Below are 23,058 nucleotides of genomic sequence, written 5' to 3' on the forward strand. Positions count from 1 at the left end.
TTGTGTGCATAAACCAGTCGAAAACGCCGAGCGCCCTCGCATCATCGGCTAACGGTGGACCGTATAGCGTAACGGTCACAACTTCCGCAGCTCTACAAATCGAGGCGCCCTTTCCGGAGCGCCTCGATTGCGCGTATCAAATTGTCGCCACGCCCTACAGCGCGCCGGAACCGGCTTGCATCATGCCGCCGGGGCCCGAGGTCACGCCGCCGCTCACGGGCGCGACGTTGCCGGTGTGCGGAGCCGCCGGGGCGGTATCGCCACCGAGCGTGCCCGCCGGACGCGGTGCCGGAATCTCGCCCGTGCCGTGACTAAAGACAAACTTGCCGTCGGCCACATCGCACTGAACGGTATCGCCCTCGCCCCACTCACCGGCCAGCAGTTCCTCGGACAGCGGGTCCTCAATGAGCTTTTGGATGGCACGGCGCAGCGGACGCGCGCCATTGGTGAGGTCGGTGCCCTCGGCCACAATCTTGTCGTAGGCCGCATCGGTGAGCTTGATGTTCATGCCGTTGGCAATCAGGCGTTGACGCAGGTCGTCCACCAGCAGGTGCGCGATCTTGGTCAGATTCTCGCCCGAAAGCTTCTGGAACACCACGATGTCGTCGATACGGTTGAGCAGCTCGGGGCGGAACAGGCGCTTAAGTTCGCCCATCGCACGACCCTTAATCTCGCTCGAGGTAAGACCCTGCTCGCCGGTGGTGCCAAAGCCAACGCTCGCATCCTGCGCAATCTCGCGGGCGCCCACGTTGGACGTCATGATGATCACGGTGTTGCGGAAGTCAACCGTCTTGCCCTGGCTATCGGTCAGACGACCCTCCTCCAGCACCTGCAGCAGGATGTTGAAGATGTCGGGATGCGCCTTCTCGATCTCGTCGAACAGCACGACCGAGTACGGGTGGCGACGAACGGCCTTGGTGAGCTGGCCGCCCTCGTCGTGACCGACGTAACCCGGAGGGCTACCGATGAGCTTGGAGACCTCGAACTCGCTACCGAACTCGGACATGTCGAAGCTGATGAGTGCATCCTTGCTGCCAAAGAGGTACTCGGCGAGCGTCTTGGCGAGCTCGGTCTTGCCCGTGCCGGTGGGACCCAGGAAGATAAAGCTGCCGCCGGGGCGACGCGGGTCCTTGAGCGGCGAACGGCTGCGGCGCACGGCCTTGGCAACTGCCTCGACAGCCTCATCCTGACCGATGATGCGCGTCTTGAGCACGCTTTCGGCTTGCAGCAGGCGACGGCTCTCGCTCTCGGTAAGCGAGGACACCGGCACGCCCGAAGTCACGGACACGATGTCGGCGATCTGAGAGACATCGATGGTGAGCGGGCTGGCGTCGAGCTCGGCGGTCCAGGCGGCCTTGGCCTCGGCGAGTTCAATCTCGGCGGCCTTCTGCTGCTCGGTGATCTCGGCGGCCTTGTTCATGTCGTCGCTCTCGGTGGCCTCCTGCGCGGCGGCCTTGAGCTCCTCTATGCGATGCTCGGCCTCGCGCACCGGCTCGGGCGCGCGATTCGCGGCGATGCGAGCGCGGGCACCGGCCTCGTCGATGAGGTCGATGGCCTTATCGGGCAGGAAGCGATCCTGGATGTAGCGGTTGGAAAGGTTTGCGGCGGCCTCGATAGCGCCCTGCGTGTAGCGCACATGGTGGTGCTCCTCGTAGCGCGGCTTGAGCGCGGTCAGGATCTTGACCGTGTCCTCGACGCTCGGCTCCTCGACATCGATGGTCTGGAAACGACGCTCAAAGGCCGGGTCCTTGGTGAGGTACTTGCGGAATTCCTCGGCCGTGGTGGCACCGATAATCTGAAAGGCACCGCGCGCGAGCACGGGTTTGAGCATGGAGCTCGCGTCGATGGAGCCCTCGGCAGAACCGGCACCGATGATGGTGTGCATCTCGTCGATAAACAGGATGACGTCATCGGCTTCGGTGGCCTCCTGGATCACGTTCTTGAGGCGCTCCTCAAACTCGCCGCGATACTTGGCACCCGCCACGAGGCCCGGCAGGTCGAGCGTCCAGATATTCTGGTTCATGAGGTTCTCGGGCACGTTGCCGGCTGCAATCTGTTGAGCCAGGCCCTCGACGATGGCCGTCTTGCCCACGCCGGGGTCGCCCAGAATGAGCGGATTGTTCTTGGTGCGGCGCGAAAGAATTTCCATCATACGCTGGACTTCCTTTTCGCGACCGATTACAGGGTCGAGCTCGCCGTCGCGCGCCTTCTGCGTGAGGTTGGTCGCGAACTGCTTAAGCGTATCGGTGCCACTCCCCTTTTGCTGAGAGGTATCCGAGCCGCTAAAGAACGGCAGGCCCGCACCGGGGCGACCAGCACCGGCGCCGGCGAGCGGACGCTTCTTGTCCTGGTCCTTGGCAGTGAGTTTCTCGATAGCCTTTTTGATGGAGGCGGACGACACACCCAGGCGCATGAGGATGTCCATGGCCATGCCGTTGCCCTCTTCGACGATTCCGATCAGCAAGTGCTCGGTCGACACGTAGGTCTGGTTGTTCTCACGCGCCACGCGGAATGAACGCTCCATCACACTAATGACGAGCGGCGTAAAGGCGAGCTTGGCCGCCTCGGTCTCCTCACTGGGCTCGGGAACCGTGGTCTGGACCTCCTTGAGGGTGTCCATGATGTCGTCGTAGGAGATATCAAGCGAGCGCAGCGCCTCGGCAGCGATGCCCTCGTCCTCCTTGGCGAGTGCGAGCAGCAGGTGCTCGGTGCCCACCTTATTTGAGTGCAGATCGAGCGCCTCCTGTTTGGCCATCGACATGACCTTGCGCGCTCGATCGGTAAATCTATCTAACATGCTCGTTTCCTTACATGAGTTCATCGAAATCAAAACGCCCGCCCGTCGGCGGCGCTTTTGTCTCTTTACCCACAGGTTGTCTATGTTAACAGCTGGAGGAATATCTATAAACCCGGCTCACATGAATGCAGGTTATGACCGCATCGCGGGACTCACCGCGCGATGCGCGACAGGCGCCCCGCAAGAGAAACCCTAGGCGTCTTTCACCACGTCGGGACTCGTCGCACGCGATGCGCGATAGGCATCGGCCTCCTTGGAGACGCGTTCGAGCAGCTCGGATGTATCGACGCCCTCGACTTGCGCGACCGTTTCCACCGTCTGCATGGCGACCGCCCTCAGGTACGCGCACGCGCTGTCCCCCGGCTGCTCGAGGTCTATCTCCTCGCCGCCCTCCCGGGCAAAGCCGACCGCCATCACAAAGCCCATGATGCCCGAGACCAGAAAGCCCACCGCAAAGCTCGAATCTGCCTTGAGCTCTTCTCCGTCGGGGTGGACGATCTCTCTCACGCGGTCGATGATGATCGTATGGATGCCCTGCACGACCTGCTCGGCGGCACCCGCCCTCATGGTGATGACGATGCGCCGCAGCAGGCAGCGGACGTCGCGCCGGTCGAACGCCGAAAGGTCGCCCTCGCTCGAAAAATGCCAGAGGGCATCGGTGATGAGCTCGTTATCCTGCAGCAGCTGGGCTATGGCGATGGCGACGAGTTCATCGAAATCGTGAAAATAGTAGTAAAACGTTCCGCGATTGCACTGGGCGGCGCGGGTCACCTCGCCAACCGACAGCTCGAAGATGCTGTTGTTCTCGATGAGCTCCCAAAACGCCTCGATGATACGGGTGCGTGCATCGGGCGCATCGGCGTCCTTACGCGGTCTCGCCATGCGCCTCACCGCACCCCTGCGCCTTGGCGTTCATGATGAGCATCTGAAGACGGTTCTCCACGTTGGCGAAGCTCACGTCGGGATCGTAGTCGAGCGGCAGGAACTGCGCCGTGGGATACTGCTCCTTGAGCGCATGGATGAGCCCGCGCCCCACGACATGGTTGGGCAGACACCCGAACGGCTGCAGGATCACGAAGTTGCGGCAGCCGCGCTTGGCGTGCTCGAGGATCTCCGCCGGAATCAGCACGCCCTCGCCCGCATCGAACGTATGGTGCAGGATCTTATCGCTCGCGCGCACGAGCTCGGGCATGCGCGTCGGCGGCTCGTAGAGCGGGCTCGCCGCGCCCAGGCGGTCGCAACGGTCGTGCGCGAGCTCGAACAGGTTGTCCGCCGTGGCGTACCAGGCCTTTTCGGGCAGCGACAGGTCGACGTGGAACTCGCGCGACTGCGCATGCTTGTAGAAATAGGTCTTGCGGATCACGTCGGTCATGCGCGCCTCGATGACCTCGAGCCCGTTGTCCTCGAGGTAGCGCTCAATCTCGTGGTTGGCGCCGAGATGGAAATTGAGCAGGTACTCGCCCACGATGAGAACGGTCGGATGCGGGTTCGAGCGGTCGTACGGAACGGCGTCCATGATCGCAAGCGCGCGTTTGAAGCCCGTCGCCTGGCCTCTCAGCCCGGAGCGCTCCATGCCCTCGATAACCTCATCGAGCGCGCGGTCGAACGCAGCGTCCGCCGCGCCCTTCTCGAGCTCGTAGGGACGGATGCGCCTAAGCATGGCCTCGAGGGCATCGATCATGGGAAGACCGTAGGCGATCTGGATGCTCGGGCCAAGGCCGAGCTTGAAGCCCGGATGCGCATTGTGGGCATCGACGTCGTCGTTGGTGAGCACCGGGACATAGTCGTATCCCGCGTCGTCGAGCGCGCGGCGCAGCAGGGGCATGTAGTGCGTCAGGCGGCAGTCGCCGATATACTTGCCAGTCACCACGGCGACGTCGTGCGGGTCGTACTTACCGCTCTCGAGTGCCGCGAGCGCCTCGCCGATCACGATTTGCGCGGGGAAGCAGATGTCGTTGTGCACATAGCGTTTGCCCAGGCGGATGGCATCCTCGCGCCCGATATCAAGGGCCTCGGCGCGCACGCCCTGATTGCGCATCGCCGCGGTCATGAGCCTGCAGAACGCATGGGAGGTGTTGGGGACCAGCGCGATCTTGTCGTGCCGGTCGCGCTTGGTGTACTTGACCTTATACGGGTCGTCGAGCGGATGGACCGCGTGCACCCGGGCGCCCTCGGCACGCTCCTCCGCGCGACGACGGTTGACCGACTCGATAAACGAACGCACACGAATGCCCATGGGACCGGCGACGTCGCTCTCATCGAGCTTGATCATCATCGGAACCTTGGAGCCCATCTCGCCCATCATGCGCGCGATCTCGTCGGTGAGATACGCATCGTGGCCGCAGCCGAAGCTGCCCATCTGCACGAGCTCGAGCTCGGGCGTCGATGCGACGATGACCGCGCACGACAGCATGCGCGCATGGTAGTTGTTCACGATGTCGATGCGGCTGTTGGAAAGATCGACGTTGCAGACCCCCGGCACCGCATCGGGCGTCAGCACGGGGATGCCGCGCTCAGAGAAGAGCTTGGGCAGCCCGTGGTTGACCAGCGGGTCGTTGTGGTACGGGCGCGAAGCGATCACCACCGCGTAGCCGCCGTCCTCGCGCACGTTCTCGAGCACCTGCCTGCCGCGCAGCTGCAGCTGGTTCTCAAACGTCTCCTGCGCGCGGTCCGCCTGCTCGGTCGCCTTGGCAACCAGGTCGGCATCGATATCGAAGGTCTCCTTGCACCACGCCTTGAGCTGGCGGTTTCGGTCGCCCTCGTCGTACCAGTGGAACAGCGGCGTATCGAACGGAACGCCGAAACGCTCCTCCGGGTTATCGGAATTGCTCATCACGTAGGGGTATCCCTTTACGACGGCGCACATCCACTCGCTGGTAGAGGCGGCGTTTTCGGTGGGCACCGTCGTGATGATGGGCATGAAGATGCGGTCGACGCCGGCGTCGACGAGATTGCGGATGTGCCCGTGGACGAGCTTGGCCGGGAAGCACACGGTGTCGGATGTGACGTGCGCCAGACCGCGCTCGTACATCGCCTTGGTGCTGCGTCCCGAGACGCGCACCTTAAAGCCGAGCGTGCTGAAGAACGTCGACCAGAACGGCATGGTGTCCCAGAACTCGAGCACACGGGGAATGCCGATCGTGACATCGCGCCCCCCGCTGACGGGAACCGTGGGGTACGACTCGAACAGCAGCTTCTCGCGGTCGACAAAGAGATTGGGGGCAGCCGCGGTCCGGTCGCGCCCCGTGCCGGGTGCCTGTGCCTCGCAAGCACCCTGCGGACGCAGCTCCTCCGCCGCGGGAACCTCGCGCACGAGCTCATCCCATGAGATGGCGCCGCCGCGCGGGCAGCGATTGCCCGTGACGTAAAGCGAGCCGTCGCCAAATGCCACGACCGCGCGCTGGCAGCGGTTGTTGCACCGACGGCAGGTAACGCCGCCGAACTCGCGATGCTCGAAGCGCTCCACGGCATCGAGCCCGATAAACGACGTGCCGGCGTCGCCCTTGCGGCATTCCTCGCGCGCGAGCAGGGCGATACCGATAGCGCCCATCAGCCCCGGGTGGGGCGCACGCGTGACGGGTTTGCCCAGATACTGCTCGAATGCGCGCAGCACCGCGTCGTTTCGGAACGTGCCGCCCTGGACGACGACCTTGTCGCCCAGACGGTTGAGATTTGAAACGCGAATGACCTTGGTGAACACGTTCTCGATAATCGACCGGCAGAGACCGGCCATGATGTCGCCCGGACCCTTACCGCGCCGCTGCTCGGAAACGACGCTGCTGTTCATGAACACCGTGCAGCGGCTGCCGAGAACGGCGGGGGCTTTGGACGAAAATGCCTCGGTCGCGATATCCTCAACGGCTATTCCGAGGTTTTTGGCAAAACCCTCGAGGAACGAGCCGCAGCCCGCAGAGCACGCCTCGTTGACGACGATATCGGTCAGCACGCCGTGGTTGAGCCAGATGGCCTTCATATCCTGTCCGCCGATATCGAGCACGAAGGTCGCATCGGGAACGCATGCGCACGCGGCGCGGGCGTGCGCGACCGTCTCGACCGTATGGTAGTCGGCGTGGAACGCGCGCGCGAAAAGCTCCTCGCCGTATCCCGTGGTGCCCACGGCATCGATCGCAAGCGTGACTCCCGCTGTCTCCCAGCGGTTCTTCAAGCTGACAAGACCCTGTTGGGCGACGTCGAGCGGTCTGCCGTTATTAGACGCGTAGAACGAATCGACAAGCTCACCCGCCTCATCGACCAGGGCGAACTTGGTCGTCGTGCTCCCCGAATCGATACCGAGCGCCACACGCACCGTCTCTCCGGGCGCATACGCATCCGGACCCTTTGCCGGCGTCTCTTTGCCATGGCGTGCCGTAAAATCCGCCTGCTCGGCAGGTGTGGCAAAAAAGGGCTGGGCAAGACGTCCCTCCCCGCTTGCGGGCGCGACCGTCTCGAGCTTATCCAGCCGGACAAAAGCGTCGGGAAGGTCGATCGGTTGGGACGATGCGAACATGTCGGTCAGCGACAGGGCGGCACCGCGCGCGACCATGATCTGCGGATCGCGCGGGACGATAACCTGATCGTCCGATAGATTCAGTTGCTCCCGGAACACGCGGACCAGTGTGGGGTTGTAGGCGAGCGTACCGCCCTCGAAGATTACCGGCGGCTCGATGTCGATACCCTGGGCCAGACCGCCGACCGTTTGGCGGGCGACCGCGTGAAGCGCCGAAAGCGCCAGGTCGGTGGTAGGAATGCCCTCGTTGAGCAGCGGCTGGATATCGGTCTTTGCGTACACGCCGCAGCGGCCCGAGACCTCGTGGACGGTCGTTCCCCGGCTTGCGAGCTGCTCGAACTCGCCCGATTCGGTGCCGACCCCCATGAGCTTTGCCATCTCGTCGATAAATGCACCGGTACCGCCTGCGCACGAGCCGTTCATGCGCATGTCGGCAACCTCGATGTCTCCCTTATCGTTGGTGCGGAAGAAGATCATCTTGGCGTCTTGGCCGCCCAGCTCGATGGCGCAGCGCGTCTGCGGATAGAACCTGCTGATCGCGAGCGCGTTGGCGACCACCTCCTGAACGTACGAGGCGCCCAGCGCGGTCGCGATATCGCGCGCACCCGAGCCGGTCACCGCAACGCGCAGTGACTCATGGGGAAAGCGCTCGGCGAGCTCGCCGAGCATGGCGCGCACGCTCGCTGTCTGACACGCCCCGTGGCGGCGATATCCCCACCACGCCTCGGTCATATCCTCGTGCATCGCGTAAACTTTGGTCGTCGTCGACCCTACGTCCAGTCCTACTAGCAACGCCATAATGCTCCGTCTCTCGCATTTTTCCCGCTAGAGATATACCACTCTACGTAATACAACAGACTGTTGTATTTAAACTCCGTATAAAAAGCGGCTGCCGAAACGCTTCAGCAGCCGCCGAATGCACCAACAGATTGTTCTGCGCGCTAGCACGTCGGGCAACGGAGCAGCACGGGCCCTCCGGTCATGCGCACCGCTCACGCCCGCGATGTCGCCGAGAGAGCTATCCACGCTTAGGGCTCCAACCAAGCAAGTCGCCCGCGCTCAGCAGATCCCTAAGCGAGCTACTCGCACTCAGGAGCCATAGCCTGCTCCAAGAGCTCGGCATGCTCCTCCTCGAAAACCGTCCCCACAGGGAAGGCGCGACGGAAGACGAAGCGGGAAATCGGACCGGCTACCAAAAGGTTCCACGGCAGCGCCATCACAAAATTATGCGGGATGTTGATCATCCAGATCGCGGGCACGGAATACAGGTTCGCAAGGATGCCGCCGGGCATGTGCGTCAGACCCTCACAGGCACCGTACAGCGACATGATGATGACCATGGGAACGACCATGCAGGAGCTGACGGCGAGCGTCATGGCAAGTGGCGAGCTCTTGCCCGGCGTGACCAAGTACTTAAAGGCGAAACCCTTGGCGAGCGGGCTGGCGACGAACCAGTCGCAGCACATGGCAAAAATGTAGGCAACGGGGAAGCCGAGCCACGCAGTGGCAACGACCTCGCCGTTGATGGCCCCGTGCTGCAGGGCAACGTTGTAGATGCTCATCCAGAGCACCATGCAAAAGCACATGATAAAGGTGAACAGCAGGCTCTCTCGTTTGTTGATAGGCATAAAGGGCAGATTCCTCTCTGTGTTGTACCGCGGCGCCACGCAACAAAAACGGGCGGGCAAGATGGAGCTGTTGGAACTTCATCTCGCCCGCCCGTGGTACGCGCGTCTGCGACTACTTATGTGGTGGAACCAGCCTAGCACGAAACGCATGCGCTTCGTAAGCGTTGAGTTTATGAAGATGCAGGGCACCGATAATCCCCCGACCCCATAAGTTGCGGTGGAATACGGACTGTTTTGACCCTTTAAGCAGCAATTCAGTCCCTATTTCACCGCAACTCATTTGGTGCAAAGTAACCTGTCCCCCTTGTACCAATTAGCTGGTGTGGCGCCAGCGAGGGTCGGTGAGCGTACGCGCCACACCCAGTCCAACGGGCAGAAACGCTACGATGAGCACTGCGCGCACAAACCAGCCGAGCATATTGACCGTGTCGAAGGTGCACATGTAATACATCGAGCGATACAGATACAAGCCCGGCACCATAATGACAATCGAAGGCACCGTGAGGGCGATGCGCGGGTAGGTGAGCTTGACTTCAGCCAAGCTTGCGAGCAGCCCCGATACCAGCGCGCCGATAAACGCTGCTGCCTCGGGAGGCATTCCCGTGCTGAGGCCCAGGAAGGGAATCATCGTCGGCGCATCGACAAGGGTCAGACGCAGGGTATTGGACACGGCGCCGATCAACCCAGCTGCCGCGGCCATCTTTACCGGGCTGTTGAACATCACCGAGAAGCCGAATACGCCAACGAAGCTCATCACCACGCGCAGGAGCGTAAGGGCAAGCGGCGAAAGGCCCAGTGGGGCAAAGTCGTCCGGCGCCAGGCCAACACACTCGGCAACCATCCAACCTACGAGGGTCGCCATCACAATAATCGATACGGCATATGAAAGGCGCTCGATACCGCTTCGCATGTCGAGCTTAGCGATGTCGAGGCCTGCCGTAATGAGTGGAAAGCCGGGAATCACAAAGAGCATGGCGCCGATATAGCCTTCTTGGTGCGACATTGCCCCCGGTATGACCTGGCCAAGGCCGAGCAATGCCAGCAGATACGAAACGCAAGCGAGCGCAACGCCGGTCGTCAGCGCGCTGAACTGACCAAGGCCTTGCTTGAGAATATGGGAGCGGGCAAAGTTGCCGACACCCGCGCCCACGAACGCGCAGGCCATCTCGATAGGGCCGCCGCCGAGCAAAAAAACGAAGGCGCCACAGGCGGAGGCCGCCGCAAGGCCCTGTTGCCAAGGCACGTAATCAGGTTTTGAGCTCTCAACGGTCTTGAGCATCTCGTGATACTCATGCACCGTAAAACGGCGACCATATGTCTCGATTTCCTTTAGGAAGCTCTCCATCATCCAAATGCGATGGGTGTTGACGCCCGTTGTGGGCAAGCTGACAACCTCATTAAAGCAGTGACCATCTTCGATGCAAGTACACTCAAACGACAGGAGACTTAAGTCAACGTGGATGGTCACACCGAGTACGGCGGCGACGCGATTCATGGTATCGCGAACACGCCAGGCACCCGTTCCGCTCGCGAGCATAAGCATACCGGTGCGGCAGATGATGGATGATTTATCGGTGAGCGGCGCATCGACGGCAAGTTCATCGCCTGCCGTCACGATCTGGTGCCAGTCAGTTTTCATATGGAGCGCGCCAGCACGAACGCCGTGGTGCATGGGGGCTCTCGAAAGCAGCGAGTTAAGGCGCGAAGACTGTGGGAACTCCGTTGATTCGTCCTCAACCTCATCAGTCTCTCCATCGACCAGATCAAAGGAATCAAGCGGCGCTGGCTCGCGACGGTCGATCAGCTCCTCGTCCTCATCATCAAAGTAATTGAACTGATCGAGCATGTCCTCTTCGATTGCACGCTCGCTCGCGTCGTCCATATAGACGCTCCCTTCCTACCGACTAACCCCCATCCTAGACAGCGACGGCTAAAGGAAACATAAAAGAGACGACTGTCATGCATGGAAGGCGCAAACCCCCAATGAGCCGGTAGGCCCCCCGACGAAAAGGACCGTCCCCAAGTGCTAATCAAGGCAACGCCGATGCCTTGGCAACGACAGCGAGCGACGTCCAGGGCGAACAAGTTGGCATGAAAAAGGCAAGGCATAGACCTTCTGGTCATGCCTTGCCTTTTGAATGACAAATTGTCGCCCTGGGCGTCGCGCAGCGTCGGCTGGTCCGCCGTTCGGTAGAACGGCGGAACCAATTAGTACATCTTTGCGCCGGCGGGGATGGAGGCGTCGAGCTGAATCAGGTTGAGGCGCTCCTCGCCCTCCTCCTCGTGGACAGCGCTGATCAGCATGCCGCAGCTGGGAATACCCATCATCTTGCGCGGAGGCAGGTTGGTGATGGCGAGCAAGGTCTTGCCAACCAGGTCCTCGGGCTCGTAATAAGCGTGAATACCGGAGAGGATGGTGCGGTCGGTGCCGGTGCCGTCGTCGAGCGTAAAGTTCAGCAGCTTCTTGGACTTCTTGACGGCCTCGCATGCCTTGACCTTCACAGCGCGGAAGTCGCTCTTGGAGAAGGTATCAAAGTCGACGAACTCCTCAAACAGCGGCTCAACGGCGATCTTGGAGTAATCGAGCGTGGGCTTAAGCGACTTAACGAACGGGCTCGCGGCGTTGCCGGCCTCGGCAGCCTTGGCGGCAGCGGCACCGGACTGGAAACCCTTCTCGGGCTTCATGTGCGGGAACAGCAGCACGTCGCGGATAGAAGCCTGGTTGGTGAGCAGCATGACCACGCGGTCGATACCAATGCCAATGCCGCCCGCGGGAGGCATACCGTACTCGAGGGCGCGCACGTAGTCCTCGTCGTACTCCATGGCCTCGTCGTCACCGCCGGCCTTCTCGGCCATCTGGGCGGCAAAGCGCTCGGCCTGGTCGACCGGGTCGTTGAGCTCGGAGAACGCGTTGGCGTACTCGTGACCGGCAATAACCAGCTCAAAGCGGTGCGTCAGGCGCGGGTCGTCCTCAAAACGCTTGGCAAGCGGGCTGACCTCGATGGGGTAATCGCACACGAAGGTGGGGTTGACGATGGTGTCCTCGCCCAGCTCGTCATAGATCTCGGCGATGATCTTGCCGGCGGTCCACTCGGGCTTGATCTCCAGGCCCTTCTCGCGTGCGGCGGCAGCAAGCTCCTCAACCGGCGTGTCGATGGTGACCTGCTTGCCGAGCACGTCGGAGACGATGTCGGTCATGGGGCGGCTTGCCCACTCACCGGACAGGTCGATAGTCTGGCCCTGATACTCGATGACCTCGGGGTTGCCGATGGCCTTGTTAGCGGCCTTGATGACGCCCTGGGCGAGCGCCTTCATGCCCTCGAGGTCGGAGAAGGCACGGTAGGCCTCCATCGTAGTGAACTCCGGGTTGTGGGTAAGGTCCATGCCCTCGTTACGGAAGATGCGGCCGATCTCGAACACGCGCTCAAAGCCGCCGACAATGCAGCGCTTGAGGTGCAGCTCGGTGGCGATACGCAGGTAGCACTCCTGATCGAGCGCATTGAAGTGCGTGATGAACGGCTTAGCCGTAGCGCCGCCCTGGATGGTCTGCAAGATGGGGGTCTCGACCTCCATGTAGCCATCGGACTCCATAAAGCGGCGGAACGTGGAGAGAATCTGCGAACGCTTGCGGAAGGTCTCGCGAACGTCGTCGTTGGCGATCAGGTCGACATAGCGCTGGCGATAGCGGGTCTCCTTGTCGGAGAGACCGTGGAACTTCTCGGGCAGCGGGCGAACGGCCTTGGAGAGCAGCGTCGCGCTCTTGGGGGCAACGGAAAGCTGGCCACGCTTGGTGCGCACGACTACGCCGGTCACGCCCAGGATATCGCCCAGGTCGAGGGCCTTGAGCGTATTCCAGGCAGCCTCGTCCATGTCGTTGATGCGGCAGAACAGCTGAATCTCGGCAGTCGCATCGCGCACGACGATGAACATGATCTTGCCCTGACCGCGCTTGGCGACCACGCGGCCGGCGATCTTCACGACATCCTCGGTGTCCTCGCCATCGGCAAGCTCGGCGTACTTAGCCTCGATATCGGCGACGTAGTCCTCAAGCTCAGAGTGCTCGGGATACGGGTTCTGGCCCGCCTCGAACAGGGCGGCGCGCTTGGCCAGGCGGGTGGCGCGCTCGTCGTTGAGCGTCGATGCCTGATCGGCGGCGTTCTGGTTCTCTGCCATAAGTTAGCTCCTCAAACTAAAACGCTCCCCAGGATTCGGTCCCAGGGAGCGAAAACATACCTTTACGCGGGACCGTGGTCTAGCGTGCGATCTTGGCGATGGTGTAGACGCGAGTCTTGCCGGAAGGCGTAACGACCTCGACGGAATCGCCCTCGCCGTGACCGATGATGGCGTGACCGACCGGAGACTCGTTGGAGATCTTGTGCTCGAGCGAGTTGGTCTCGGTGGTACCGACAAGCGTGACCTCGATAAGCTCACCGTTGGGGTCGACCAGGGTAACAGTCGAGCCAATGGAGACGGTCAGGTCGCCCGTGCTGGCAGCGATCTGAGCGTTGGCGAGGATGGCCTGGATCTCGGCGATACGAGCGGCGTTCTGGGCCTGCTTGTCCTTGGCGGCATCGTACTCGGAGTTCTCCGAAAGGTCGCCGAACGCGCGGGCTTCCTTGATGTCCTCGACGATCTCCTTGGCGTAATCGCCCTCACGCCAAGTGAGCTCCTCGACGAGCTTCTGGCGGCCTTCAGCGGTCAGTACGATCTGGCTTGCGTCCATACGGATATCTCCCCAACTATGATGTAACGATCAACTGTCAACAAAACGAAAAAAGACCGGCTAGCCTGCGGGCAAGCCGGTCAGGTGCTCACCCCAAAGGGATGGGACTACTCTGCGTCCGCGTCGCTGTCCTCTGCCTTCTTTTGCTTGGCAGCAGCGAGCTTGGCCTCGAGCTCTGCGATCTCCTTGTCCTCCTCGGACTCCTCGACCACAACCTCCTCGGCCTGCTTGGTTTCGCCCTTATCGTCGCCCTCCATACCCTCGCGGATATTCTTGACGGTAGAGCCGAGGGACTTACCGAGCTTCGGCAGGTTCTTGGGCCCAAAGATAATCAGGACAACGACGAGAATAATGATGAGCTCAGGAGCCCTCAGTCCAAACATGTAGACCTCCACAATACAGCGAGACAAGCTCGAATGAGTATACCGCGGGTATCGCGGTATCACAACAATAGTTAAAAAAAGGGACCGCAAGAAGCGGTCCCTCCTCATGCTCTGGTCGGGTTGACTGGATTTGAACCAGCGACCCCTGCGTCCCGAACGCAGTGCTCTACCAAACTGAGCCACAACCCGTTAGCTCGACTATAGTAACAAAGATTTCCGTCGTGTGCCAGAGAAATTTTTACTTCTTTGGCGCTTCAATGCGAACCGTGTCGGAAACGAGCTCCGTTGCATAAGCCCACCAGCCGTTTTGATGAGCGGCTACCGAAAGATTGGCTGCCGTGGCGGCGCTATCGCAGAGAGCAAACGAGCAGGCACCCGAACCGCACACGTTTGCGGCAATGGCACCGTCCCGTGAACGAAGCCAGTCGAGCACTGTTTGAATCCGCGGCTCCATCTGCGCGGAAATGACACCCAGGTTGTTGTGGACGAGCGCGTAGGCCGCCTCTGCGTCTCCCGAGCGAAGGGCAGATGCGATCGCTCCAGGCTTGTCCGCAGGCGCTGGGGTCTCGTCAAAACGTCGATAGGCTTCAATTGTTGAAACGCTTGCCTCACGCGGCTTGACCAGCACGACGGGTGTCGCGGGAAGTGCGGGGTACTCGGTTGCCAGCACGTCTCCCCCACCCACATAAAATGCAGGGCTGGCATGCAAAAAGAAGGGAACGTCGGCGCCAATGCCGCGCGCAATGTTGTCCAGCACGGGATCGGTGCGGTCGATACCCCACAGCTCTGCCAAGGCAACAATGACCGCCGCGGCATCCGTCGAAGGACCGCCCAGGCCGGCACACAACGGGATGCGCTTCTCGATCGTGATGCAGACATTGGCTTCGCGACCATAATGCTCGGCCATAGCGAGCGCAGCACGATACGCCGTATTCTTTTGCATGGGAAAGTCGGATGTCGGAATCGTCTGGACGGTCAGCGCCTGTGCCGGCGTAACCGTCACGGTATCGACAAGACCGACGGCTGCCATCAGGGAATCGACCTTATGGTAGCCGCGGTCGTCACGCTCGGTATGAACCCCTAGATAGAGGTTGATCTTTGCCGGCGCGGAAAGGGTCAGGGACCAATCGGTCACCGCTAGTGCTCCTCGAGCTGATTGCCGAGCGGGGTAAAAATGTGCTCGCCGCTCTCGGGATCGAACAACTCGACCTGGCCGGTGAGAACATCAATATACTGGTAGGACTGACGCGACTTGCGGCCACGGCGCTCGTCGACCTCGACGATAAAGACTGCCGGATGGACGCTCTTGATGGTGCCCATGCGCTCGACGACGCGGGTGCGGCCCATGTTGGCCTTCACCTTAACGCGATCGCCCACCATATCGGTCAGCTTCTCGTGGATGTCGTCGACGTGATTGACTTCCATCTCTTCCATGAACAGGGCCTCCAGAAGGTGCAATTCAAAAAGGGGATAATACCCCTAAGATAGACAAAACTCTAATACTATAGCACCCTGTTGTGGCCATACGCAAGTAGCTAATTAGCTACTTACAGAGCATCGGTGTCCAGGACGATGGTGAATGGACCGTCGTTGACGAGGTCGACCTTCATGTCGGCACCGAAGATGCCATGCGCTACGTGCTCGACGTCCTCGCGCACAAGCGTCAGGAAGTACTCGTAGAGCTCGTTGGCGACATCGGGGGCGCCGGCATCCGTAAACGATGGACGGCGGCCGTGACGGCAATCGGCGAACAGCGTGAACTGCGACACCACGAGAACCTCGCCGTCGACATCGGCAAGTGCCAGGTTGGTCTTGCCGTTCTCGTCCTCGTTAATGCGCAAGCCCCGGAGCTTTCCCCACAGCTTATCGGCCTCGGCGCGCGTGTCGCCGTGGCCCACGCCCAGCAGCACCAGATAGCCGCGCCCAATTTTGCCCACGCACTCGCCGTCTACCGTCACGCCGGCGTTGAGCACGCGCTGCACCACCGCACGCACGGCCTACTCCTCGCCCGTCAGTTTGGCGGATAGGTGCTCGAGCGCATGGAATCGATGGCTGATGGCGTTCTTCTCGTCCGCCGTCAGCTCGGCCATGGTCTTGCCCGGCGTGTCGACCGGCAGGAACAGCGGGTCGTAGCCAAAGCCGTGATCGCCGCGGCCCTCGTGCGCGATAACGCCCTCGCAGGCGCCCTCACCATAGGTGACCAAACCGTCCGTGTCGATGAGCGCGACGACGCTCATAAAGCGCGCAGTGCGGTCCTCGTCGGCCACGCCCTCCAGATTCACGAGCAGCTTGGCATTGTTGGCGGCATCGTCGCCGTGAACGCCCGCGTAGCGCGCGCTATACACACCAGGCTCACCGTCCAGCGCGTCGACGACCAGGCCCGAATCGTCGGCAATGGCCATGAGCCCCGTCTCTTCGACGGCAGCCTGCGCCTTGATGATGGCGTTCTCCAAAAACGTCGTGCCGTTTTCCTCGGGGTCCTCAAAATCGCCCAGCTGACCGAGCGCCACAAAGCGAACCTCGGGCATAACCTTGCCCAAAATGGCCTCGATCTCGGTGAGCTTGTGGGCGTTGCCCGTTGCCACGACGATGGTCGCCGCCGGGTCGAGGGTGTCGATGTCGATCTTCTCAAGTGCCATGAGTGGTCTCCTTGTCCGTATAGCAAAGTCACGTAAAAGGGACTGACCCTTCGGCGTCTCCCCCTTTCATGTGGCATCAACCTTATCTATCGGCGTTTCCGCAGATAAAACCTGCCAAAATAAACCTGTCCCTTTTTGGCAGGTTAGGCGAGGACTTGGCGCTGGAGCTCGATGAGCTCGGCAATGCCCTTGTCGCCCAAATCGAGCAGGGAATTGAGGCGCTTGCGGTCGAAGGGCGCCTGCTCGCCAGTGCCCTGAAGCTCGATCATCTCACCGGTATCGGTGGCGACAAGGTTCATGTCGACCTCGGCGTGACTGTCCTCGGAATAATCCAGGTCGAGCAGGGTGTTGCCGTCGACAACGCCCATGGAAATCGCGGCGACCTGGCCCGTGAGCGGGATGCGCTCGAGCTTACCCGCCTCGACCCACATGGCAAGGGCCTCGTGCAGCGCCACCCAGGCGCCGGTAATGCTCGCCGTTCGCGTGCCGCCGTCTGCCTGAATCACGTCGCAGTCGACGGTAACGGTGTACTCGCCGAGTGCCTTCATGTTGACGACGGTACGCAGGCTGCGGCCGATCAGGCGCTCGATCTCCATGGAGCGGCCCTTGCGGTTGGCATGCTCGCGCTTGCAGCGCTTGCCGGTCGATGCCGGCAGCATGGCGTACTCCGCCGTTACCCAACCGGCCTTGGCGCCCTTGCGCCAGCCCGGCACGCCCTCCTCGATGGTGGCGGCGCACAGCACGTGCGTATCGCCAAACTCGGCCAGGCACGAACCGTGGGCGTGCTTCATGACGCCGCGGGTAAGCTTGATGGGGCGCAGCTCATCGGCGGCGCGGCCGTTGGCGCGATTGACCTGCATATACTCCATGGAAAAATCCTTTCGGCAAAAGGTGAACGTGAGCCTTTGGTCGGTGACCTTGTATCTATTTCAGTTCGTCGATATCGATATGCTCAATGCTCTTGAGCGGCTGGCCAAAGATAAAACTGCCCGCCACCGCAAACTCGGCAATGTTATCGGACGTCGTTGCAAAACGATGCTGCGGCTCGGCTGCGTCGCCCGCCAGCTGCTCGCGGCGCGTGAGAATATCGGTCAACTCACGCGTGGTCTCCTCGGCGGAGCTCACCACGCGCACTCCGGGACCCAGCGCATGGCGAATAGGCCCCACGAGCAGCGGAAAATGCGTGCAGCCGAGCACCACGGTATCGATGCCGTGGTCGCGCAGCGGTTCAACCGTGGCACCGACCAGCGCGCGTACGGCAGGCGTATCAAAGATGTCCTCGTTCTCGAGCCACTGCTCTTGCAGATGTGCGCCCGAGGCGAGCTCGTGCTCAACGACCTCGACAAAGCTCGAGGCAGGGCAGCCGTATACGTCGACGCCGGCATCCAGGTCCTGAATGGCACGCGTGTAAGCGCCTGAGCGAATGGTGAGGTTGGTGGCGAGCACGCCCACCCGGCGCGTGCGGGTGCTGTTGATTGCCGCGCGTGCGCCCGGTGCGATCACACCGATGACGGGGACGTCGAGCACCTGCTGGGCCAGACGCAAGGCCGCAGCGGTCGCCGTATTGCAGGCGATGACCATGATCTTGACGTCGTGCTTCGACAGCCAACGGCCCGCCTGCAGCGCAAACGAGCGCACCTCGTCCTCGGTGCGGGTGCCGTAGGGGCAGCGCTTGGTGTCGCCAAAGTAGTAGACGGACTCGTGCGGCAACGCCGTCGCAATCGCACGCGCAACCGTCAGACCGCCCAGGCCCGAGTCGAATACGCCAATGGGGCGTGTGTCGCCAGCCAGATTCTCAATATCGGACATGACCTCACCAGATTCTCTCTCGAAAAGATATGGCTCAGCGCGATAGGACCGCACTACGAACGAGCCGCGACCAGCAGCTCGGCCGTTGCCGCCCAGCCGTCGACAATCTTTCCGCGCGTGACGTAGGCGTTATCGCAAACATCCAGGAACTCGGGCGCGCCGGCGCTGGTCAAACCGTTCTCGACCAGGCAGAACGTGCCCACGTGGTCGGCCATGTAGAAGTCGGACTCGGAATCGCCGAGCGCCAGCGTCTCCTCGCGCTCGATACCAAGGTGCTCGCAGAAACGTGCGATAGCGACGCCCTTGTTGAGACCGGCGGGATTGATGTTAAACGCGCGGCCATCCTCGACGCGTTCGAGCTCGAGCGTCGTCGGTTTGGACAGATGGGTCAGGTGACCGTTGCAGGCCCAGACCAGGCCGCAGCCGGCCTCGTCAAGAATGGCCTGGACCTCGTCGTCGGGCACATCACCGCGCATGCCGACGGTGACCTCGCGGTACTTGTAGCCAGTCGACATGTCGTTGTGGTACTCGATCTTATGCGGCCAGCGGGCGAGAATCTTCTCGCACACGCCGGTTTGCTCGATCACCTGATGCGGCGTGAGGCCGCAGGCGGGGTCGTAGGGCATATCGCCGGTCAGATACTCCCAATCGTTGGCCTTGAGATCGTACATGACCAGGCCACCCATCTCGCCGATGTAGGAGTTGAGGCCGAGCACGCGCGCATCCTCGTGGATCATGGTACGGTTGCGGCCCGAGGTGGGAACCACCTGGATGCCGGCGCGGGCAAGTGCCACGACAGCCTCGACGAGCTTGGTCGAGGGGTTGCCGTCGTTGTCGCGCAGCACGCACGAGCCGGGCGCGAGCATGGTGGCGTCCAGGTCGGTAAAGACGTACTTAACCTTGGCAAGACGCTCGCGCATCTCGCCCGAAAGCTCAGCGACGGTCGGCAGGGTATTGTGGGACATGGTCACTCCATTTACGTAGAAGGGGCTTCTGGTCTTAGGCGTCGTACGCCGCAAGGGTGCGCTTGAGAATCGAACCGTCGCGCTCGCAAGGCTCGGGTCCGTTCTTGCGCAGCATGCGCTCTTCCTCGCCCTTACCGGTCACGATGACCACGGCAGGACGGACGGTTTCGCGCACGGCAGTCTCGATAGCGGCAACGCGATCAGTCACGATTTGCCAGTTATCATTTCCCTGCGCTTGAACGTTGCGCGCGATCTCAGCGCAAATATCCTCGACATCCTCGGGGCCGGGGTCATCCTCGGTAATCACGATTCGGTCGGCATACTTGCCAGCGGCGATACCCATTGTGGTGCGCCGATCGACACCCTTACCGCCCGTAGCGCCAAATACAACCGCCAGCTCGCGCTCGGGATAGTTCTCGTGCAGGTCACGCAGGAGTGTCTCGAGGCTCATGCCGTTATGTGCAAAATCGACGACGCCCAAGATTTTGCCCGATACGGACGGATAGAGCTCCATACGGCCGGGAACGAAGACGCCCTCAAAGCCATGGACGATACCCTCTTCGGAAATGCCCAGGGCCTCGGCGCAGGCAATAGCGGCAAGCGCGTTGGACACATTGAACTTAACCGGCGTGGGAATCACAATGTCGCGCGTAAAGCGGGGCGTGCGCACCGTTGCCACCACGCCGCAGTCGCCATTACGAATCGCCAGCGCAAGCACGTCGGCACGCTCGTCGGTCAGGGAGAACGTCACCGTGCGCTCGCAACGAGATGCCGCCTCGAGCACACGATCGACCTTATCCATATCGAGATTGACCACGGCAAAACGGCTCTGCGAGAAAATTTTGAGCTTGCTGGCAAAGTAATCCTCGAGCGTCGGATGCTCAATCGGCGAAATGTGATCCTCGCCGATATTGGTAAAGGCGCCGACTTCAAAGGCGATCTTGCCCGTGCGCTCGTATTTGAGGCCCTGGCTCGATGCCTCCATAACCAGCCACGGGGCACCCGCCTCCGCAGCATGTGCGATGCGAGACTGCAGCAGAAAGGATTCGGGAGTCGTCAGCTTGGAAGGACCCGTCTCGATGCCGTCGTCGAACTCAATGCCCGTATTAAGAGCGGGTCGATGACAGCCCGTAAGCTTGGCCTCGTTGGCGAGAATGCCGCGCAGATAAAAGCTACAGGTCGACTTGCCCTTGGTACCTGTAAAGGCGCAGACCTTCACCCTACCCGACGGGTGCCCATAAAAGGCATCTGCCACCACGGCGAGCGTGCGACGAATATCACTCACAATCACCGCGGGAAGATCAACATCGTAATCGACCTCGGAAACGTAGGCCACGGCGCCATCGGCGATTGCCGAAAGCAGGTACTCGCGCTTAAACGCGCGGCCCTTGCAGACAAACAACGTGCCCGGACGCACCTGGCGCGAGTCGTCAGTCGCAAACTCAATGCGCTGGTCGCACGAAGCGCTCGGTCTGGAAACAACAAGGTCATCTTCCTCGAGCAACTCTATATAGCGCATCAGAGTTAGCTTCTCTTGTGTCGGACTCGACATACAAAGACCTCTCTCGCTAAATTCAGCCTTAAAGGGCAAAAGACGTCCCGCGGCAGAAACGATGAAACATTCTGTATTATCAACCATCCTAATATGCCACCTGACCTTGCGCGCACTGCAGCCTTCTAAAAAATTGCATGGACTGTGCTGTGGGCCAATAAATGACAACAGTGTCCACCCCGTGTAAAAACAAGGAAATCTGGGTGCTATTCTTTATCCAAATGTCTTGATGCGCCTCATTGACCCACAATGCCGACTCATCATGCCCAAGCAAAGGATTCCAGATGAAACGACACTTCGAACGTCGCCACCGCTCGGCACATGTCCAGTTGACCCGGCGCATCGTCTGCGCCTTCGCGACGATCGTTGTGGCCCTTGCCACCACCATCGGCGCGAGCGGCTGTTCGTCCTCCCAGAACGCCTCGAGCACCTACACACTCGTCGAGAATGGCAAGTTCACCGTCGCAAGTGACTTGGCCACACCCCCGTTTGAATACGTCAACGATTCCGGCGAAGACCAGGGCTTTACCTATGAACTCATGGGCATGATCGCGGACGAGCTCGGTCTGGAGCTCAACTACTTGCCGGCGCAAAAGTTCGACGGCATTATCCCCATGGTCAAACAGGGTGTAAAGACCGATGTCGGCGCATGCAACATCACGATTACCGACGAGCGCAAGGAAGAGGTCGACTTCACCGACCCCTATATCGACTCCAACCAGGGCGTCGCAGTTGCAAAGAACACTGGATACGACACGGTCGACAGCCTCAACGCACCGGGCGTCAAAATTGCCGTGCAGTCGGGCACCACATCCGAGGAGTGGGCAATCGAGAACCTGCCGCAGGCAACCACCGTCAACTTTGACGACTGGACGGCAGCCTTCACCGCCGTCATGAGTAGTCAGTGCCAGGCGGTCGTATGCGATCTTCCCGTTGAGCAGTGGATGGTTTCGAACTCCTTTACCGGTATGGAGATCATCAAAGAGGTTCCGACGGGCGAGCAGTTTGGCATTGCCGTCTCTAAAGACAACCCCGAGCTGACACAGGCCATCAACGATGCCCTTGTCAAGATCAAGAGCTCCGGCGCCTATGGCAAACTGTACGAGAAGTGGTTTGGCATGGCACCCACGAGCGGGGCCGATAACAAGGATGTCTCGAGCCCAGACGACGCGACGGGCGCTTCACTCGCCGTCACCTCGGCGACCGCCAAGTCAAACGAAGACGGCGGCAACGGCGTGCTCGGCGGCATCGCAACCCGCCTGACCTGGGAAGCGACAACGGGTAGCGACGAGGGCGACGTTTCGCAAATTGAGCTTGAGCTGCCCGAAGGCGGGTCATTTGAAAGCACCGATGTTAAGGTCACGCTGCTCGACGGACTGAACCAGACGGGTGTCAAGGCATCGTGCTCGCTGGACGGCTCAAAGCTCGTCATCAAGTTCGCCGATCCCGTCGCTGCCGGCTCGCAGATTCGCGTTGTCGTCCCCGACGTCGTATTCCCGAGCAACGCGGGTGCCTATGCCGTCACCGGCAGCTATGTCACCGACGGCGACAAGCGAGATCTTCCCGAGAGCCCCACCATCAGCGTCTCGGAGAGCACCATGGTGCAAGAAATCGTCGCCTGGCTCGATGCCCAGCCTTGGGTTGCCGCATGGAACTCCAACCCGTTTTTGGGCATGTTCTGCAAGCCGCAGATTATCGTCACCTCAATCGCCTCGCTCTTTAAGGGCTGGGGCATAGCACTTGCCGTGACCGCCATCGGTTTTCCGCTCGCCATCCCCATCGGCTTGCTGTTTGCCTTTATGAAAATCAGTCATAGTCGTATGCTGCGCGGCATCGCCGTGACATACATCAACGTCCTGCGCGGAACCCCGCTCTTCCTGCAGATCTACATTGCGTTCTTTGGGTTCCCTATGATCGGTCTCAACGTGCCCAATCTGCCGCTCGGCGTTGGCGTGCTCGCCATCAACTGCTCGGCCTATCTTGCCGAGATTTTCCGTGCCGGCATCGAGAGCGTACGCCTGGTCAAGCGGAAGCTGCCTACTCGCTTGGCATGAC

The 23,058-nt window shown here is 61.2% G+C and carries 17 protein-coding genes and 1 tRNA gene; 1 reads left to right on the top strand and 17 read right to left on the bottom strand.

The window, feature by feature from the left end; all coding sequences use genetic code 11:
* Positions 1–154: 154 nt before the first annotated feature.
* From ACESUZ_RS02295 to ACESUZ_RS02375, 17 genes are all read right to left on the bottom strand, one after another.
* Positions 155–2,797 (bottom strand): ATP-dependent Clp protease ATP-binding subunit, encoded by a 2,643-nt coding sequence (locus ACESUZ_RS02295; RefSeq protein WP_373198199.1) that lies wholly within the window; start codon positions 2,795–2,797, stop codon positions 155–157.
* Between the two features lie 192 nt (positions 2,798–2,989).
* A complete protein-coding gene (locus ACESUZ_RS02300) occupies positions 2,990–3,679 on the bottom strand; it encodes a TetR/AcrR family transcriptional regulator (RefSeq protein ID WP_055309426.1) in 690 nt (229 codons plus the stop codon).
* The gene (locus ACESUZ_RS02305; RefSeq protein ID WP_373198201.1) at positions 3,663–8,102 is read right to left on the bottom strand and encodes an acyl-CoA dehydratase activase; all 4,440 of its coding nucleotides are present in this window, start codon (positions 8,100–8,102) and stop codon (positions 3,663–3,665) included. Before ACESUZ_RS02305 ends, ACESUZ_RS02300 begins: the two co-directional genes overlap by 17 nt.
* A gap of 281 nt (positions 8,103–8,383) precedes the next feature.
* Complete coding sequence (locus tag ACESUZ_RS02310; RefSeq protein ID WP_022094319.1) at positions 8,384–8,932, bottom strand: DUF2798 domain-containing protein; 549 nt, start codon at positions 8,930–8,932, stop codon at positions 8,384–8,386.
* A gap of 313 nt (positions 8,933–9,245) precedes the next feature.
* Positions 9,246–10,814, bottom strand: coding sequence for a threonine/serine exporter family protein (locus tag ACESUZ_RS02315; protein WP_373198203.1), 1,569 nt, complete (start codon positions 10,812–10,814; stop codon positions 9,246–9,248).
* Between the two features lie 326 nt (positions 10,815–11,140).
* Positions 11,141–13,105: a lysine--tRNA ligase gene (gene lysS, locus ACESUZ_RS02320; RefSeq protein ID WP_373198205.1), complete on the bottom strand. Its 1,965-nt coding sequence runs from the start codon at positions 13,103–13,105 to the stop codon at positions 11,141–11,143.
* Between the two features lie 79 nt (positions 13,106–13,184).
* Positions 13,185–13,655 carry a transcription elongation factor GreA gene (greA, locus tag ACESUZ_RS02325; RefSeq protein ID WP_373198206.1) on the bottom strand — a complete coding sequence of 157 codons (471 nt, stop codon included), beginning with the start codon at positions 13,653–13,655 and terminating at the stop codon, positions 13,185–13,187.
* Positions 13,656–13,762: 107 nt separating this feature from the next.
* Positions 13,763–14,038: a twin-arginine translocase TatA/TatE family subunit gene (tatA, locus tag ACESUZ_RS02330; protein ID WP_373198208.1), complete on the bottom strand. Its 276-nt coding sequence runs from the start codon at positions 14,036–14,038 to the stop codon at positions 13,763–13,765.
* A gap of 112 nt (positions 14,039–14,150) precedes the next feature.
* Positions 14,151–14,227: transfer RNA gene (locus ACESUZ_RS02335), tRNA-Pro, on the bottom strand.
* Positions 14,228–14,276: 49 nt separating this feature from the next.
* A complete protein-coding gene (ispE, locus tag ACESUZ_RS02340; RefSeq protein ID WP_373198209.1) occupies positions 14,277–15,173 on the bottom strand; it encodes a 4-(cytidine 5'-diphospho)-2-C-methyl-D-erythritol kinase in 897 nt (298 codons plus the stop codon).
* A 2-nt stretch (positions 15,174–15,175) separates the two neighbouring features.
* The gene (locus tag ACESUZ_RS02345) at positions 15,176–15,472 is read right to left on the bottom strand and encodes a Veg family protein (protein ID WP_006234957.1); all 297 of its coding nucleotides are present in this window, start codon (positions 15,470–15,472) and stop codon (positions 15,176–15,178) included.
* 113 nt (positions 15,473–15,585) lie between these two features.
* A complete protein-coding gene (gene dtd, locus ACESUZ_RS02350) occupies positions 15,586–16,032 on the bottom strand; it encodes a D-aminoacyl-tRNA deacylase (protein ID WP_373198211.1) in 447 nt (148 codons plus the stop codon).
* Between the two features lie 3 nt (positions 16,033–16,035).
* Positions 16,036–16,677, bottom strand: a complete 642-nt coding sequence (rdgB, locus tag ACESUZ_RS02355) for an RdgB/HAM1 family non-canonical purine NTP pyrophosphatase (protein WP_022094898.1) — start codon at positions 16,675–16,677, stop codon at positions 16,036–16,038.
* A 143-nt stretch (positions 16,678–16,820) separates the two neighbouring features.
* On the bottom strand, positions 16,821–17,546 hold the full coding sequence (gene rph, locus ACESUZ_RS02360; protein ID WP_373198213.1) for a ribonuclease PH: 726 nt from the start codon (positions 17,544–17,546) through the stop codon (positions 16,821–16,823).
* 55 nt (positions 17,547–17,601) lie between these two features.
* Complete coding sequence (gene murI, locus ACESUZ_RS02365) at positions 17,602–18,486, bottom strand: glutamate racemase (protein ID WP_373198215.1); 885 nt, start codon at positions 18,484–18,486, stop codon at positions 17,602–17,604.
* 53 nt (positions 18,487–18,539) lie between these two features.
* Positions 18,540–19,451 carry an HAD family hydrolase gene (locus ACESUZ_RS02370; RefSeq protein WP_271758007.1) on the bottom strand — a complete coding sequence of 304 codons (912 nt, stop codon included), beginning with the start codon at positions 19,449–19,451 and terminating at the stop codon, positions 18,540–18,542.
* A gap of 34 nt (positions 19,452–19,485) precedes the next feature.
* Positions 19,486–20,970 carry a Mur ligase family protein gene (locus ACESUZ_RS02375; RefSeq protein WP_373198218.1) on the bottom strand — a complete coding sequence of 495 codons (1,485 nt, stop codon included), beginning with the start codon at positions 20,968–20,970 and terminating at the stop codon, positions 19,486–19,488.
* 317 nt (positions 20,971–21,287) lie between these two features.
* Between ACESUZ_RS02375 and ACESUZ_RS02380 the strand changes: the two genes are divergently transcribed.
* Entirely contained in the window at positions 21,288–23,057 is a 1,770-nt protein-coding gene (locus ACESUZ_RS02380; RefSeq protein WP_373198220.1) for an ABC transporter permease subunit, read from the top strand.
* Position 23,058 lies beyond the last annotated feature (1 nt).

The organism is Collinsella aerofaciens ATCC 25986, assembly GCF_964239575.1.
GTDB classification, from domain to species: Bacteria; Actinomycetota; Coriobacteriia; order Coriobacteriales; family Coriobacteriaceae; genus Collinsella; species Collinsella aerofaciens_BQ.